This window comes from Paenibacillus sp. FSL W7-1279, from assembly GCF_037969845.1.
Lineage (GTDB): Bacteria > Bacillota > Bacilli > Paenibacillales > Paenibacillaceae > Paenibacillus_AQ.
In genome coordinates this window covers 7,427,934-7,442,469 of the sequence record NZ_CP150215.1, presented here as the reverse complement: position 1 = coordinate 7,442,469, position 14,536 = coordinate 7,427,934, and the positions used below count along the sequence as shown (strand labels likewise).

The 14,536-nt window shown below is 49.6% G+C and carries 15 protein-coding genes and 1 pseudogene; 7 read left to right on the top strand and 9 right to left on the bottom strand.

Going from position 1 to position 14,536, the window contains the following annotated elements; translation table 11 throughout:
* The first annotated feature begins 681 nt into the window (after nucleotides 1-681).
* The 3 genes from MKY82_RS33675 (at nucleotide 682) to MKY82_RS33665 (ending at nucleotide 3,935) form a co-directional block, all read left to right on the top strand.
* A complete protein-coding gene (locus MKY82_RS33675; protein ID WP_220687063.1) occupies nucleotides 682-2,049 on the top strand; it encodes a trypsin-like peptidase domain-containing protein in 1,368 nt (455 codons plus the stop codon).
* 415 nt (nucleotides 2,050-2,464) lie between these two features.
* Nucleotides 2,465-2,632, top strand: a complete 168-nt coding sequence (locus MKY82_RS33670; protein WP_006207301.1) for a CxxH/CxxC protein — start codon at nucleotides 2,465-2,467, stop codon at nucleotides 2,630-2,632.
* A 268-nt stretch (nucleotides 2,633-2,900) separates the two neighbouring features.
* Nucleotides 2,901-3,935 carry a GTPase gene (locus tag MKY82_RS33665; protein WP_339295216.1) on the top strand — a complete coding sequence of 345 codons (1,035 nt, stop codon included), beginning with the start codon at nucleotides 2,901-2,903 and terminating at the stop codon, nucleotides 3,933-3,935.
* A 106-nt stretch (nucleotides 3,936-4,041) separates the two neighbouring features.
* Here MKY82_RS33665 and MKY82_RS33660 read toward each other — a convergent pair whose 3' ends face one another.
* From MKY82_RS33660 to MKY82_RS33650, 3 genes are all read right to left on the bottom strand, one after another.
* Nucleotides 4,042-4,335, bottom strand: a complete 294-nt coding sequence (locus MKY82_RS33660) for a hypothetical protein (protein WP_071219362.1) — start codon at nucleotides 4,333-4,335, stop codon at nucleotides 4,042-4,044.
* A gap of 108 nt (nucleotides 4,336-4,443) precedes the next feature.
* The gene (locus MKY82_RS33655; RefSeq protein ID WP_339295215.1) at nucleotides 4,444-4,896 is read right to left on the bottom strand and encodes a HEAT repeat domain-containing protein; all 453 of its coding nucleotides are present in this window, start codon (nucleotides 4,894-4,896) and stop codon (nucleotides 4,444-4,446) included.
* Between the two features lie 44 nt (nucleotides 4,897-4,940).
* Nucleotides 4,941-5,114: a DUF3934 family protein gene (locus tag MKY82_RS33650; RefSeq protein WP_098749563.1), complete on the bottom strand. Its 174-nt coding sequence runs from the start codon at nucleotides 5,112-5,114 to the stop codon at nucleotides 4,941-4,943.
* Between the two features lie 265 nt (nucleotides 5,115-5,379).
* Between MKY82_RS33650 and MKY82_RS33645 the strand changes: the two genes are divergently transcribed.
* From MKY82_RS33645 to rlmH, 3 genes are all read left to right on the top strand, one after another.
* Entirely contained in the window at nucleotides 5,380-5,958 is a 579-nt protein-coding gene (locus MKY82_RS33645; RefSeq protein ID WP_339295214.1) for a TetR/AcrR family transcriptional regulator, read from the top strand.
* A gap of 76 nt (nucleotides 5,959-6,034) precedes the next feature.
* Nucleotides 6,035-7,159 (top strand): cytochrome P450, encoded by a 1,125-nt coding sequence (locus MKY82_RS33640; RefSeq protein ID WP_339295213.1) that lies wholly within the window; start codon nucleotides 6,035-6,037, stop codon nucleotides 7,157-7,159.
* Between the two features lie 268 nt (nucleotides 7,160-7,427).
* The gene (gene rlmH / locus MKY82_RS33635) at nucleotides 7,428-7,907 is read left to right on the top strand and encodes a 23S rRNA (pseudouridine(1915)-N(3))-methyltransferase RlmH (RefSeq protein WP_339296744.1); all 480 of its coding nucleotides are present in this window, start codon (nucleotides 7,428-7,430) and stop codon (nucleotides 7,905-7,907) included.
* Nucleotides 7,908-8,527: 620 nt separating this feature from the next.
* On the opposite strand, the gene MKY82_RS33630 is transcribed toward rlmH, so the two are convergent.
* From MKY82_RS33630 to MKY82_RS33615, 4 genes are all read right to left on the bottom strand, one after another.
* Nucleotides 8,528-9,439, bottom strand: a complete 912-nt coding sequence (locus tag MKY82_RS33630; RefSeq protein WP_194540253.1) for a DMT family transporter — start codon at nucleotides 9,437-9,439, stop codon at nucleotides 8,528-8,530.
* Nucleotides 9,440-9,484: 45 nt separating this feature from the next.
* The gene (locus tag MKY82_RS33625) at nucleotides 9,485-9,865 is read right to left on the bottom strand and encodes a RidA family protein (protein ID WP_036618341.1); all 381 of its coding nucleotides are present in this window, start codon (nucleotides 9,863-9,865) and stop codon (nucleotides 9,485-9,487) included.
* A 118-nt stretch (nucleotides 9,866-9,983) separates the two neighbouring features.
* Nucleotides 9,984-10,982 carry an alpha/beta hydrolase gene (locus tag MKY82_RS33620; protein WP_339295212.1) on the bottom strand — a complete coding sequence of 333 codons (999 nt, stop codon included), beginning with the start codon at nucleotides 10,980-10,982 and terminating at the stop codon, nucleotides 9,984-9,986.
* A gap of 42 nt (nucleotides 10,983-11,024) precedes the next feature.
* Entirely contained in the window at nucleotides 11,025-11,921 is an 897-nt protein-coding gene (locus MKY82_RS33615) for an MBL fold metallo-hydrolase (protein ID WP_194540251.1), read from the bottom strand.
* Nucleotides 11,922-12,250: 329 nt separating this feature from the next.
* Here MKY82_RS33615 and MKY82_RS33610 point away from each other — a divergent pair, with 329 nt between their 5' ends.
* On the top strand, nucleotides 12,251-12,796 hold the full coding sequence (locus MKY82_RS33610) for an XRE family transcriptional regulator (protein ID WP_194540250.1): 546 nt from the start codon (nucleotides 12,251-12,253) through the stop codon (nucleotides 12,794-12,796).
* Between the two features lie 45 nt (nucleotides 12,797-12,841).
* Here MKY82_RS33610 and MKY82_RS33605 read toward each other — a convergent pair.
* A pseudogene (locus MKY82_RS33605) lies at nucleotides 12,842-13,437 on the bottom strand (SDR family NAD(P)-dependent oxidoreductase).
* A gap of 177 nt (nucleotides 13,438-13,614) precedes the next feature.
* Nucleotides 13,615-14,508 carry a type II CAAX endopeptidase family protein gene (locus tag MKY82_RS33600; RefSeq protein ID WP_339295211.1) on the bottom strand — a complete coding sequence of 298 codons (894 nt, stop codon included), beginning with the start codon at nucleotides 14,506-14,508 and terminating at the stop codon, nucleotides 13,615-13,617.
* Between the last annotated feature and the right edge of the window lie 28 nt (nucleotides 14,509-14,536).

The window sequence follows — 14,536 nt, the reverse complement described above, 5'->3', positions numbered from 1 at the left end:
AAAATCCCTTCATAATGGAACCGTTTGGTCGTCTGTTACGTATACAAGGTTAATATGTTCATCCGGGTTATTCGTTGTTATGGATTGAAGAATCTGTCATTGTACCGACCCTTAAAATGGCCTTCAATTTGGCATTTGTTTTTATCAAATAAAGCTGACGTGAACCTCTGTTCGTGTGGTACAATAGGGACATTAGAAGGTCTGAATGCTTCTGTTAAGCACTTGCATCGAACAAGGCACTAGGCATTTTGTATTTTAAAATACGGATGGCCCAAGTTTTCCCATCTTTTTTTAGAAAAAACAGATGTTTCGCGCTTAAGTCGCCCTGTTTGTGGTAATAGAAGAATACAGGGTTTTTTTTGAACTGTCGGGTGGGAATACATACCTTTTATGGGACCAAATTTCAGGCAATGGATTGAAATATTCGTGGTAGAGCGAATTTTCGATAAAAGTTTAATTAGAATGCTCAAAAATGCAACTTTTTGGGCCGCTGAATAGTCTTTACAGTAGAGAGATATATAACAGGTGGCACGCTGCCGATTTCATAGGAAGCTAGATACACTGGGTACAGGGCAGGTTGTTATGACGACAAGATGATTTCATAGGTCAGTCGGTAATGGCGGAGGGTCTGAAGCTTAAAGTATCTTGACGCGTAGCAACCAAGGGGAGAGAGGGATCGCAATGGGATTATTTGACGATGATTTCTATTCAACTAAAATTTCCAGACGGAGCAAAAATACCAGCGAGGACCGACCTGAGCGAACGAAGTGGCGGACGACCCGCCGTAAAAAGGGTTTATCCACATTCCAGATTTCCGCGATCAGTTCTGTGTGCAGTGCTCTGATTGCGGTGATGCTGTTTAGCTTCATAACAGGCCATCCTGCGACCTCTTCACCGGTTACCTTGATTAATGGCAGCCATCAGCTGTCCAAGTCCGATGGGGATCCCTATGAACGGATTGTTAGCGTTGCTCAGAAGGTGCGACCGGTTGTTGTCAGTGTGCTGACACATAAAGAGACCGCGATGCCAGAAGAGGAAGGCCTTGAGGGAGAAGGGTTGGAAGAGGATTTCGGTACCCTGCCAGAGGAAGAAGGGGATTTTGAGCTTCCGGAGGGATTCGACTTCGGTGAGGATTTTGATTTTGGAAATGATTTCGGCGGCTCACAGGAAGACACCTTGGGCTCTGGCGTTATCTTTAAGAAACTCGAGGGCAAAGCCTTTGTGATTACGAATAACCATGTCGTTGATGGTGCCGTTTCCCTGGAGGTTGTGCTGGTAGGCGGCGAGAAGAAGAAGGCGACCTTGGTCGGCACAGACAAAGTTAGTGATATTGCCGTTCTGTCGATTGATAGTAAGGGCATCGGAGAGGTTGCAGAGTTTGGGGATTCCTCCAAGCTTCGCCTCGGCGAAACCGTCATCGCCATCGGCAACCCGCTGGGCTTGGGCGACACGCTCACATCCGGGATTGTCAGCTACACGAACCGCGTAATACCGGTATCCCTGAACCAGGATGGCATCTATGATTGGGAGCAGGAGGTCATTCAGACCGACGCCGCCATTAACGAGGGGAATAGCGGGGGCGCTCTAGTGGATTTGAACGGTAAAGTTATCGGCATCAACACGATGAAAATCGCGGACACCGGCGTAGAAGGGCTTGGGTTTGCGATTCCGGTCAATGAAATTACGGAGATTGTAACCGAGCTGATGCTGAAGGGGCATATTGCACGCCCTTATCTCGGCGTATATACCGTAGACTTAGGTAATCCGTATGCTCCGCTGAGCAAGAAAGAGAAAGAGGACCTCAAGCTGCCGAAGACGGTAACTGAAGGCGTGGTCGTGCTGGATGCGCTTGGACCTGCACTGGATGCGGGTCTGCAGCTGAATGACGTGATTGTCAAGCTGGATGGCAAGCCGATTACGACGACGCTGGAGCTGCGCAAGCACCTTTACTATAACACGAAGGTAGGCAAAGACATGGACGTGACCTTCTATCGTGACGGCAAGCTGCAGTCGCTGAAGGTGAAGCTGGAAGAAAAGCCTGGAGAATAAGGCAGGCTGGATCGGCTGACGTGGTTGGCTGAATCACTGCGGATTTTTTAGAGTGAACGTGCTTGTCCATTGTTTCGTGCAGCATTTCATGGGTATATATAATGGTTAGCGTTGAATAGTATCCAATATAGAGAGATTTGAAAAAGGTTAGATAAGAGCCGTGAAACGGCCGCGAAGAAGAGCGTGGACTACGCTCTTTTTTTGCTGTCCGTATAGAAATGATGGTGGGTCATAAGGACTTTTGATGTGAAATCCATGGATAGACAGGAAGCTTTTATGGATAGAAAACCGGCCGGGGTGAGCAAATGGGTTAAAAACATTTCTTTTTCTCGTAGAGTGTGGTAGAACAGAAGAGTGGCTATACTGGTTTGAAGATAAACACAACATGAGGCGAAAGATAGAAAGGATGCATAGAATGTACGTCGTATGCAAGGAACATGTGGAACTAGCGATCGAAAATTTCGTGGATGAATATGAGGATGCCCCGGATATTGTTGATCTGAAGGAGACCGAGTTTTCGGACTGGGACCCACCGGTGAAGTGCGCGGAGTGCGAGAAGCATGCTGAGTTTTTAGTTGTGTAACGTGAACATGTTAATTAAATAAATAATGCGAATGAGAAAGCGTGATGATTTCACGCTTTTTTTGTTTAGACTTTCTTGAGTCGCGGCTTCGTTCATCAACAGCCTTTTCATGGAATGGGCGAAGAGGTAAATAATAAGTACGGCAAACATTCCGATCATTGTCTCTGGAATGAGCAACCGGCTTCGTTGTACAGACCTTCATAGTGTATGATGGATGTATAGATTACAACGAGGCGCGATAACCTATCGTGAATGGAGACGATCAGTAATGGGTGACTACAGTAGATCATGGGAAGACGAGATCAGCCGGGCAGCTGATGCGGCCTATGAGAAGGAAATGGATGAAATCAACCGTCAGCTGAAGCAGGAAATTCTCATCGCTCTGATTGGTGATGTGAACACAGGCAAGTCCTCCACCATGAACCGGATCGTGGGTGAAGAGGTTGCTGGCGTCGGGGCAGAGCCTGGAGAAACGACGGAAATTAAACCGCATAAGTACAAGGAGCATATTTACTTCATGGATACACCCGGGTTGAATGATGTGAACACCGCGAACTCGGAGATAACCTTGAAATACTATAAACAAGCGGATATCGTTCTATTCTTCCTGAACGCTGCGGGCACTGTCTTCTCCGAGGCGGAGAAGAAGTCCTTCGAGATGATTCAGGCCGTGAACACGAACATCTTGATCGTGCTGAATAAAATTGATGCCGCAGATGAAATCGACCGTCTGGTGGCGCGGATCAAGAAGGAGACCGGGGGGCGCTATGAGGTTGCGCCGGTATCCTCGCGGACGGGTGAGAATATCGACCAGCTGCGGAGCAGCATTCTGGAGATGCTTAAAAAAAAGTCTAAAGACATTCTCTTTGCCAAAAGCATCAAGGAAAAGTCGGCGACTGCCAATGGATGGATTATCGGAGCCTCGATCTCGGCAGGAGCGGTAGGCGCATCACCTATTCCGGGATCGGATATTATTCCGATTACCGGCATTCAGGTGAGCCTGCTTACCAGACTTGCGGTGTTGTACAATAGGCCGATCAGCAAGGAGACGGCAAAGGAACTGGTCATCGCTACGATATTCGGCAATATCGGCAAGAGCATTTTCCGGCAGATCGTGAAGGTGTTCCCTGGAGCGGGATCGGTCGCCGGAGCGACGGTAGCGGGTGCCACCACCCTGGCGCTGGGATATGCAGTGAAATACGCTTACGAGCACAACATCGAGATCAATACGGCGAATATTACGAAGCTCTATAAGAAGTTTAGGGATAAGGCGGAGACGGAATCGGAATCCAAGTCCGAGTGAGCGTGGGGAATCATGTCATATGCCAGCACGGATGGCGGATGGAATAGAAAAAGGGGCCTTGGGGCCCCTGATCATAGCTGCGTTATTGCAGCGACTTTATCATGATTTACTTAATGGCAGCCGCGTAATCGGCTTTTGCCTGCTCCAGCATCGATTTCCAATCCGGGAAATCGGTTTCTCTTGAAACATGACGGTCAAACAGTTCATCCGGAATGTTATCGATATCTTCGTGCGTTTCCACTTGGAAGTTACCTTTTACGACAAAATCCCCAAAACTGCTGTGGGATGAATGTTTACGCATAAACGATTCATTGAACAGCTTTTCCAGAGAGATGTTATCCGGATCCTCCTGTACCGATTTTTGGCCTTGTAATTCCTTCAACAGATCATCAAACGACATGGGCTTTTGCTTTCTCAGAGTACCACTCCTATAACTAATATTTGTGTTCAGTATAACATAACCGGATTTCTCATATACATAGTCAGCTCCGGAAGGCTTGACGCGCTGTTATCGTCTTAATAATGAAGACCAGGTTTGTTCCAGCCAGTGATCAAAGTCAGCGCCTTTGTCACCTTCGTACGTATCGTAGATGTCGACCCTCATCTTTTTTAATTTCTCTTTGAAGTCTTCATACGTGTGGTCACGAGGAAGGCTTTTTTTGATGCGCAGCAGCACCTTTGAAACGTCCTTCATCAGCTCGCCTTTGGGTCTTTCCGGCATCTGCACGTCCTCACCAAAGGCCAGGAGTTTACGATAGGCTGCCTCTCGCACCTGATAAACCGCATCCGTATTCAGTCTATGCAGCAAAATATCAATGGATTTCTGATTTTTCCAATTTCCTAACGCTTCCACCGCATTTAAACGTTCTCTCCAATTGGCGTTCCGGTTGGCGGAGCTTTTGAGCTCCTCATAATTCTCGGGCATATCCGTTATCAATTCTTGATTGTCCAATCCGTTCATCTCCTTTAATATGATGTATCAGGTCGATCTGTACCATATGTTCATTATGGGGTACCTTTATGATTCTCGGCTTCCGATGTACCGTCTGCCTGCTTGGCCCCTTTACTGGTATAAGGTTTGGGTTTACTCTTCGCTCTTCTCGCACTTGCATCCCAGCGGCTCCAGCCCTTCTTGCCCGTGCCTCTGCCTGTTCCGCCCTTGCCCTTGGATTTACTCAATCAATCACTCCGTTACGGTATATTCTTGTCCCTATATGCTGATTGTTTACCAGCACTGTTGAAATATACACTGTATTGGGCCATATGTATAGGATACCACGGAAATCAGCATAAGAATCGAAATATATGAGCAAGAATTCCGGTAATGGTATAGGCATGTCCCTCGGTTGACTAATTATTCCCAGCGTGGTATCTTATTTTTGAACTGACCAGTCAGAACAAGTACGATGAACTGAAATATAGATGTGAAAGGGCCGATCCAATTGTGAGCAAAGATAAAATTATTCAAGCAGCCATTGAAGTATTCTCCGAGAACGGATATCACCGCGCAAGCATGGATGAGATTGCCGCCCGCGCACAGGTCGCGAAAGGGACTCTGTACTATAACTTCCCGGGTAAATCCCAGCTCTTCAAGACGGTGGTGAAGCAGGGCTTCGAAGATATCATGCAGCGGACGGAGGCAGATCTGAATTCCTCCCTGCCGATGAAGGAGAAGATGGAACGCACCATTCGCCATCATCTGGATCTGTTTCTCGAATCCCGCCATTTCTCGCACATCGTGTTTAATGAGATCTCGAACGGCATCGAGCAGGATGTCCTGGATGAGTTAAAGGAGCTAAAAAGGAATTATTTAAACTTTCTCGCAAGGATGATTGAGGAAGGTCAGTGTGAGGAGAACTTGTGCCGTGCCGTTGATCCCAACTTGGCCGCTGCCAGCATTGTCGGTACGCTGGAGAGTACCTGCAATTATTACCTGAATCATCAAGATCGGTATTCGCGAGAGGATCTGGAGCGGTTTGCCTTTACGATGATTACCCAAGGCCTGTTTATATCGCTTGAATAAGCAAGGCCTTCTTTTTTAATTATTTATAACTGACCAGTCAGTTCAAATTTTGCGATGGAAAGCGAAGGTGTTAAGCATGGAATGGAATAAGAACGGTTTACTCCCGCTGGAATGGTTCCGCCAGATGAGAACGGAATCTCCGGTAACGACAATGGATGGTCATGGGGCCTGGAATGTTTTTAAATACGAGGATGTCAAAGCCGTCTTTACGAATTACGAAGTGTTCTCTTCCCAAGGGGGCTCTTCTTCCGATGATCCCATTGAATCCAGTGTTCTTCGGCAGGACCCTCCGAAGCACCGTCAGCTGCGTAAGCTGGTATCCCATGCTTTTACGCCTCGCATGATCGAATCGCTTGCCCCTAAGATCCAGGAGATTACGACATCCCTGCTGGACGAAGCGGAGAAGAAGGGGAAGATGGATATCGTGGCCGATCTCGCAAGCCCGCTGCCGATCACGGTGATCGCGGAGATGCTCGGCGTATCGATGGAAGATCGGGAACGGTTCAAGGCCTGGTCGGACGCGTTGGTGGGTGACAATGGGGAGGCTTATTATCAGTGTCAGCGGGAGATGAGCGAATACTTCTCGGAGATCGCCGAGGACCGCCGTCGCCATCCGCAGGAGGATCTAATCACGAAGCTGGTGGAGGCGCGTATCGACAATGAACACCTCACCGAACTGGAGATTATCGGGTTCTGTATTCTCCTCCTCGTAGCGGGTAATGAAACGACAACCAATCTGATCTCATCGGCCGCGCTAGCCTTCGACAGTCTGCCTGAGGTCCGTGCAGAGGTGCTTGGAGACTCAGCACTGCTTCCAGGGGCAATCGAAGAAGTTTTCCGTTACTTCTCGCCTGTTCAAGTGATGTTCCGCAGCGTGAAGCAGGACACGGTGCTGCGGGGGCAGGAGCTGAAGCAAGGGCAGTACGTTTATATCTGGATGGCCTCGGCCAACCATGACGAGGATGTGTTCGATCAGCCGGATGTATTCAACATCCACCGCAACCCGAACCCGCATCTGGGCTTGGGAAGCGGCATTCATTACTGCATGGGCTCCCAGCTGGCCCGTATGGAGTCCCGGATTGCCCTTCAGACTTTGCTGGACCGTTATCCCGAATTTCGTCGTGATCGCTCGGTAGAACTGGCACGGATGGATAGCACGATGATGTTCGCGCTGAAAGAGCTGCCGATCATTTTAAAATAGATAGGAAGAGAAGAGCCACTCTTAGGGAGAGTGGCTTTTTTCAATAATCGATGTAAGTTGGTCAAACTCGGTCGAGCAAGCTTAGAAGTAAATGAGTTGGCGATTCTCAAAACTCTAATGCTCTGCTGGATTGATTTTGTATTGAAAAGGAAATGTGGGAGCTTGCTGTAGGAAGGCGGGTCGGGGTCTGTGTATGTCCTTTAATTGGTGGCGGTACAATGTTAGAATGAACGACATAACAGCAGAGTTTAAGGAGCGAAAATACGCCATGAATATACAGATGGTATGCGTAGGCAAGTTGAAGGAGAAGTATCTGGTGCAGGGCATTGCCGAATACAGTAAGCGTCTTGCGCCTTACGTGCGCCTGTCCGTGCACGAGGTGCCGGATGAGAAAGCGCCAGAGAACATGAGCGAAGCGGAAATGCGCCAAGTGCAGGAGAAGGAGGGCGTGGGCATTCTCAGCCATATCAAGCCAGACACCCATGTCATCGCCCTCGCGATCGGCGGCCAGCTGTGGTCCAGCGAGGACCTGGCGGCCCATATGGACAAGCTGGGCACGTACGGGACCAGCAACGTGGCTTTTGTCATCGGCGGCTCTAACGGCCTCTCCGCGGACGTCCTGATGCGCGCCCAGACGAAGCTCAGCTTCGGGCGGATGACCTTGCCGCACCAACTGATGCGGCTGGTGCTGGTGGAGCAGATTTACCGGGCGGTGAAGATCAACCGGGGGGAACCGTATCATAAATAAGGGCAAGTTTATCGGAGATACCCGAGTTCTTGGAAGGGCACTTTTCCAGGCATGAGTTTGGGATGAATCTTACTCGGAGAAAAGTCGGTATAAACGGGCAGCTGCTTGCTTTTGGAGTACAGAACGATGGGGTACCTAGAGGGGACTGTTGCTTGCTGAAGCAAATCCCCCTCCGTTATTTGGTGGAAGGGGCCGGACTGGTTCACAGACCCCTACTTCCTGAGCCCGGGCAGTAAAAGCCTGCTCACCCTCTTCGGTGCAGAACATATACTTGGCGGAATCTCCGGGTACAACGTCACGGAGACGACGGAGGAGAACCCCGAACGAGATGCTTTGCTCCAGCAGCTCACGTGGTCTTACCTTCGCGATGCGCTCAATCTCGACGATTCAAGCTGGTTGGCAGCCCGGAAAGATCTGGAGGAGGGTGCCAATCCATTAGGTCGCATCGAATCTAAGTAAGAACCTAAAAGGCGTGATCAAGCGAATCAAAGAAAGGGCCATCCCGCAAAAGGATGGCCCTAAACCTAAAGCCAAAGGGAGCCATGATATAAAGCGCTCCCTTTGGCTTGTCGTAAGACCTCCATCTTTTTCTAGTGAGCCTCGATTACAGCGCAGGCTTTTTACCTCTTGGCAGAGGATATTTTCAATGTATCGCCTTCTGTTTTCCTTGTTCTCTGTCCCTGCATAGTGGCTAGAACCACGCCGGAAATAATGAGAACAGATCCTGCCACTTGCGTTAAGGAAATCGGGGTGCCGAGCGTGATATAACCTAAAATCATGGCGACAAACGGTTGTAAATTCAGAAACAGGGAGGCTTTAGCCGCCCCTACCTTGCGAATCTGCGCATTCCAGATTACGGCGCATAAGCCCTGAATAAGCAGCGCCGAACCGACCAAGAGAACCCACCACCAAAAGTGAGGCTGTAATTGTACGTTAGGCTCGCTCCAGACCGCCACCGGGTATACCGAGATGCAGCCGAGTACGGTGGTATACACCGTTGCGACAAACGCATCCATACGTTCCGTCAGCTTTTTCATGAGGATCATAGATCCCGACAATGCCAACATACAGATAAACATGATCCAGACGCCTTCGGTAATGGCTGTGCTCATCCTTCCGCCAGTTCCAACCACGAAGAAGACACCGGTGAGGGCGACAATCGAGCCTGCAACCATGCGTTTCGTTAACGGCTCTTTCAAAAATAAGCGGGCAAATAGCGCCGTAAAAATTGGAGCTAACGATAAGATGAGCGAAGCTGTGGTTGCGTCCGTTGTCCGGAGACCTGTAAAGAAAGAAACTTGGTGAAGCAGCATCCCGATTAGAACGAAGGGGACCAAATAAACGAAGTCGCGGAACGTAATCTTCGCCAAGCCACGAGTTGCAACCAAATAAATAAGCAGGAACGCCGATGAAACCAGAAGCCGGTATGCCGACAGATGCAAGGCGGGGAATGCTTCCAGCAGCAGCGAGCCTAAGACGAAGTTGCTCCCGTAAAGGGCTGCGCAAAACAAGAGAAGCAAATAAGTTCGCAAGCAGATGCGCCTTCTTTCACAGAAATAAAGGATAATGGAGCGGATTTAATTGCGTTTGACTGCGATAAGCTCTATTTCAATCTTGGCGTCTCTTGGAAGTTTAGACACTTCTACGGTTGTTCTGGCAGGGTGATGATCGCTGAAATATTGGCTGTACACTTCATTCATCTGCTGAAAATGCTCTAAATCCGTCATGAAAACGGATGTTTTTACAACGTCTGCTAAAGATAATCCAGCTTCAGCTAAAACGGCTTGCAGGTTCTTTACTATTTGATGGGTTTGGTCAACGATGCCTTCTTTCAGATTTCCTTCGGCATCAATCGGAAGCATGCCCGACGTATAGACGGCATTTCCTAAAGCGATGGCCTGCGAATAAGGGCCGATAGCTGCGGGTGCTTGTGTTGTTGTAATAGCGATATGGCTCATCGTATTTAATTCCTCTCCGTCTCTTTGATAAATGGGTAGAAAAAGGCCCGAGGCGACAGCCCGGGCCCCTCATTAGGCAAGCAATATAATCTTAGAGTCCGACTGTGCAGCGGCAGCTTTACTTCGCCGGCGCGTATGCTTCATCCAAGAAACCGCGAATGGCTTGAAAAGCCTGAAGTCTGTTTTTCTCCAGCAATACCATGTGCGTCCCTTCACCGATTTCCACCCAGCGGCGGTAGGCGGCTCCTGTCAGGGAAGTGAAGAAACTCTGCGCCAATTCAAGAGGGACATCGATATCCCACTCGGCATGGACAAGAAGGACGGGAACCGTGATATCCTTAGGATCATAGAAAGCTTTGCCAACCGTCCAATATTCGCGGATATCCAGGATAGGGCCGTTGGTCGCCCGGATATACTCGGGATGATCGGTTAAGCTCCCTGGATCCGAAGCAAGAGTGGCTTCGACCCATTGTTCAAACCAGCCGTCCGGAATCAGATCACCGCGTTTATGCTCTGGCGCCGCGCTAAGCCAGCGTTCCTTCGTGTTGCCGGCAGCAACAAGGCGATACGAACCGAGCGGGCCTCCGGTATCGATCGGAACCGGTTTGGAGCTTAGCCATTGCGGTGCAACAAGCGTAAGCTTGTTTACTTTCTCGTTGTTTTGGCTGGTATAAGCTCCCGCAACGGTTCCCCCCCAAGACATTCCCAGTATGTTGACCTTCGTCAAATTCCGGCGTTTCAGAACGTAGTCCACGGCTGTACCAAAATCCCGAACACCTGTCTCCGTGCGGACAAGCGGCGGATTAAGGTCGGCAGGCTGCTCCATCTCAGGCGGTCTTGTCGAGCCGCCGTAGCCGCGAACGTCCACGGCGTATACGTCATAGCCATGGCTGGCAAGGTAGTCCAGAAAAGTGAAGCCGTCCAGCTCCACATCGTACAGACTGCCAATTGAATAGGTAGCGCCATGAACCATTACGATTGTTTTTTCGTTAGAGAAGGTATTCATGGAAGCGGGACGTTTATTTCGTACATAAAGCTCGATTCCCGGCGTATCGCTCGGGATATGCAGGTCTTCGGTCACGATAGGGTTATTTTTAAGAAAATCATGGGTTGTCATAAGCTCAGCGCCTTCCGTATTGGATTTTGTTATCAGGCTGTATTAAATAAAGTTCCACTTATACTTGCCCCCGCTGCGAGTCACGTACCCCGCCGCACTTCCGGGGAAATGCGTACTGAAATAAATGACCGGGCGATCCGCGATGAGCTCCAGCACCCGGAGCCGTGAAACACGCGCTTGATCGGAAAATTCGCAGTACATTGAATTCCATTCCGGATTATAGACCTGAAACGGATGATGCATCACATCGGCGCCGAATAAAGCTTCTTCTTCGCCGGATTTAAGACGGATAGACATTTGGCCGATGCTGTGGCCGGGTGTCGGAATGAATGTGAATAGATCAAGGAATTCCCCGCCCTCAGGGCCAATGGTCTGCGTTAAGCCGGCTTCAACAACAGGCAATACGCTTTCTTCGTAAACGTTAAAGTTTGCTTCGTTTGCCTCGTTGTGGCTGGCCTCGCTGGAGTAATATTGCTGCTCTGCGAGGGGAAATACGTATTTGGCATTGGGGAAGGTCGGTACCCATTTTCCATCCACAAGCTTTGTATTCCAGCCAACATGGTCCACATGCAGATGCGTCAGCAGAACGTAGTCCACTTCCTCCGGTGTAACCCCAGCCTGCTTCAGCCGCTCGAGATAGGGGAGCTGGAGATTGGCTAGATCGGGATTTAAAGGCAAGTTTTTATCGTTTCCTGTAGCCGTATCGATAAGGATCGTATGCTTCGGGGTTTTCACCACCCACGTTCCAATGCTGACGATAAGCTGAGAATTGCCATCGATCAGGCCAGCTGGAAGAGAGTTCCGATTCTCCTCCAGGAACAGGGGGTTCCACGATCCCGGAAAATATACTTCTGGCGGAATACCGTCAAGCATCATCTCCGTGACACGCGTCACGGTAACATCACCGACTCGATAGACCTTGGGAATTTTAGCGGTCATTCTTTTAACTCCTTTCGTCCTTCGGGCATATCTCTTTGAACCGAATAACAAGGAAGCCGTTGCATCAATGTGATTCGTTTCTTATTATTCATGAGAATTTCGCTGTAAATGAAAATGATTCTGTTGGAATGAACGATGCTCAGATACCCGGGTAAGATTCGTTCACCAACCTTGATTAAATGTTAGTCCAATAATGGCGCCGAATCAACGTTTTTACACCGTAATTTCGCACTAGTGAAAGGGCTTGATATTGCTCATGTTTACGCCTATTATAAAGTTATAAATTTCGCCGACAGCGAAATCGCATCGAAAATTTAGGAGGCTTGCATATGAATTCGATCGGCGAAGCCATTCGAAGCACGCGAAAAAAACATAAATTAACGCTCAAGAAGGTAGCTCAAGCAGCCTCTGTATCCTTATCTTTTCTTAGTGAAATTGAACGCGATAAGGCGAATCCGTCCATCAGTGTTCTGAAGCGCATAGCGAATGCATTAAACGTGAATTTTACCGATTTGTTTGGCGAGGAGAAACGAAGCATTGTCGTTAGGAAAAACGAGCGCAAACCTTTGGTGCATTCCGAAGGTTCCCGTATTACCTGGTACGCGCTCAGTCAAGGAAGCAGCAACCGAATGGGACCGATATGGGGAGTGTTGGAAGAAGGAGCGGCTTACGGCGACATTGGCGTCGGCCATAGCGATGGAGAGGAATTTCTATTTGTCCACTCCGGGCGTTTGGAGTTTATGCTGGGCAATGAACGTTACACGCTCGAAGAAGGGGACAGTATCTATTATGATGCCAGAATCCCCCATAGTTATAAGAATATCTGGGAAGGCGAAACGCTGCTAATAGCGGTTGCTACTCCGCCTACTTTTTGACGGAACGGAATTGGAGGTACATCCGTACGAACCGCTGATGATCTTTTATAAAGAACAGCGGAAGGGAACCCCTTTAGTATTTTTCGCCGATAGGCCCGTTAAGCTGAACATGCGTTCCATGATCAAAGCTACTCTGCGTCGGGGAAGAAAACGACCCAGCTGTGCCGCCATATAATTGTTGCGCCCGTCGATGATATAACTGCTGCCTCTATCGATTCCACGAAATCCGGCTTGAACAACGTTCTCCGGGGTGGACATCGCGCTGCCCGCCGCCATGTCCCGGCTGCCGACAGCCTCGAAAAAACCTGTATCCGTCGCACCCGGGCACAGGGCAAGTACACGGACACCGCGTCCGCGGGTTTCCGCCCATAGCGCTTCGGTGAAAGATAACACGAATGCTTTGGAAGCGCCGTAAACAGCTGAATAGGCGCAAACGCGGCCATTGAAGCCACGTTTACGACGATTCCATCCTTGCCCTCCAACATGCCGGGCAGAAAGTGATGCGTCAGGTCGACAAGCGCAGCGGTGTTCAACATAATCTCTTCCTGCTCTCGCTCCGGATCCATATCCTCAAAGCGGCAGTATGTGCCGAAGCCTACGTTGTTGATGAGAATATCGACCGCGAGGCCGAGATCGCCCATGGTTTGGGCTAGTTGGCGCGGGGCACCTGCTTTGGACAAATCGCTCGGCAGGGCATATTACATTGAGTATACTCGTTGACGTAAGGTCGAGTACAAGGTAAATGGAAGCATTATGATTTTCTTTTTCATGACAAGGGATCCCGCATAGAATAGCCTTCGAAGAAACTTGTCTGCCGTTTACTTCGATACAGGAAGGTTCCGGGCGTCAACCCTTCGATACCGCGCAGCCCCAATGAGCATAGGAATAGACAACAGAAGACTGCCCACAACCGGAACAATGGAACCTTCAAGTCCAAAATCGCCACCTGTGAGAAGCGAGGCACCGTTCACCTCTACCGTAAATAGACCGGCAGATGAGTGTCCGGAAACAGGAATGCCAAGCAAACCCTCGATAGTATTCCAAGCAAAATGCAGTCCCATGGCAAACCACAAGCTCCGACGCCACAGGAAGGCGGCTCCGAGCAGAACGCCTGCTTCCAGGGCTATGGCGAACGCGCTCCATAATGTTGCCCCTGCATTGCCAAGATGGGCAACTCCAAAGAATAGAGAGGTTATAGCGAGCGCGAGCGGTGTTCCCCCCAGTTTATCAATGGCTTGTAACATAAGTCCGCGAAAGATAAGCTCCTCGACAATGGCTGCTCCTAAAGCTGCTCCAATGGTGGATAGTAGAACAGAACCCGCATTCGCAGAACTTGCCCACTGAAAGGAGTATCCTCCCAGCGCCATAATGATAAAGACGGACCCTGCGATAAAGATTGTCCCGGTTAGCACGCCCAGCAAGGTTTCGATCCCTGCGCGCTGACCAGCTATCTCCGGAGTGGCACGCCGGGCCAGGTATGTCAGCGTAAGCTTATAAACCAAGATGGCCAGCAACCCCATCACTAGTGTAAGGACAAGGGAAATCACCCCGTCCACTCGCTCTGTCAGCTGCCGGAATAACGTATCTATGACAACAATACCGACAGCCCCCGCAAGCATCCAGACGATTGGAAAACGCCAAAATGTACTCCAAGCGCTTAATTTCCCGCCATTCTGCAGGCTCTCTTTATTTGCGGACACTTTTTTCTTCATGTCTTACATTGCCTCCTCGGTTGGTTGA

What these genes read in the sequence shown, in the direction of transcription:
- MKY82_RS33675 (WP_220687063.1), top strand. Translation starts at nt 682, where the DNA reads ATGGGATTATTTGACGATGATTTCTATTCAACTAAAATTTCCAGACGG.
- MKY82_RS33670 (WP_006207301.1), top strand. Translation starts at nt 2,465, where the DNA reads ATGTACGTCGTATGCAAGGAACATGTGGAACTAGCGATCGAAAATTTC.
- MKY82_RS33665 (WP_339295216.1), top strand. Translation starts at nt 2,901, where the DNA reads ATGGGTGACTACAGTAGATCATGGGAAGACGAGATCAGCCGGGCAGCT.
- MKY82_RS33660 (WP_071219362.1), bottom strand. Translation starts at nt 4,335, where the DNA reads ATGTCGTTTGATGATCTGTTGAAGGAATTACAAGGCCAAAAATCGGTA.
- MKY82_RS33655 (WP_339295215.1), bottom strand. Translation starts at nt 4,896, where the DNA reads ATGAACGGATTGGACAATCAAGAATTGATAACGGATATGCCCGAGAAT.
- MKY82_RS33640 (WP_339295213.1), top strand. Translation starts at nt 6,035, where the DNA reads ATGGAATGGAATAAGAACGGTTTACTCCCGCTGGAATGGTTCCGCCAG.
- rlmH (WP_339296744.1), top strand. Translation starts at nt 7,428, where the DNA reads ATGAATATACAGATGGTATGCGTAGGCAAGTTGAAGGAGAAGTATCTG.
- MKY82_RS33625 (WP_036618341.1), bottom strand. Translation starts at nt 9,865, where the DNA reads ATGAGCCATATCGCTATTACAACAACACAAGCACCCGCAGCTATCGGC.
- MKY82_RS33620 (WP_339295212.1), bottom strand. Translation starts at nt 10,982, where the DNA reads ATGACAACCCATGATTTTCTTAAAAATAACCCTATCGTGACCGAAGAC.
- MKY82_RS33615 (WP_194540251.1), bottom strand. Translation starts at nt 11,921, where the DNA reads ATGACCGCTAAAATTCCCAAGGTCTATCGAGTCGGTGATGTTACCGTG.
- MKY82_RS33610 (WP_194540250.1), top strand. Translation starts at nt 12,251, where the DNA reads ATGAATTCGATCGGCGAAGCCATTCGAAGCACGCGAAAAAAACATAAA.
- MKY82_RS33600 (WP_339295211.1), bottom strand. Translation starts at nt 14,508, where the DNA reads ATGAAGAAAAAAGTGTCCGCAAATAAAGAGAGCCTGCAGAATGGCGGG.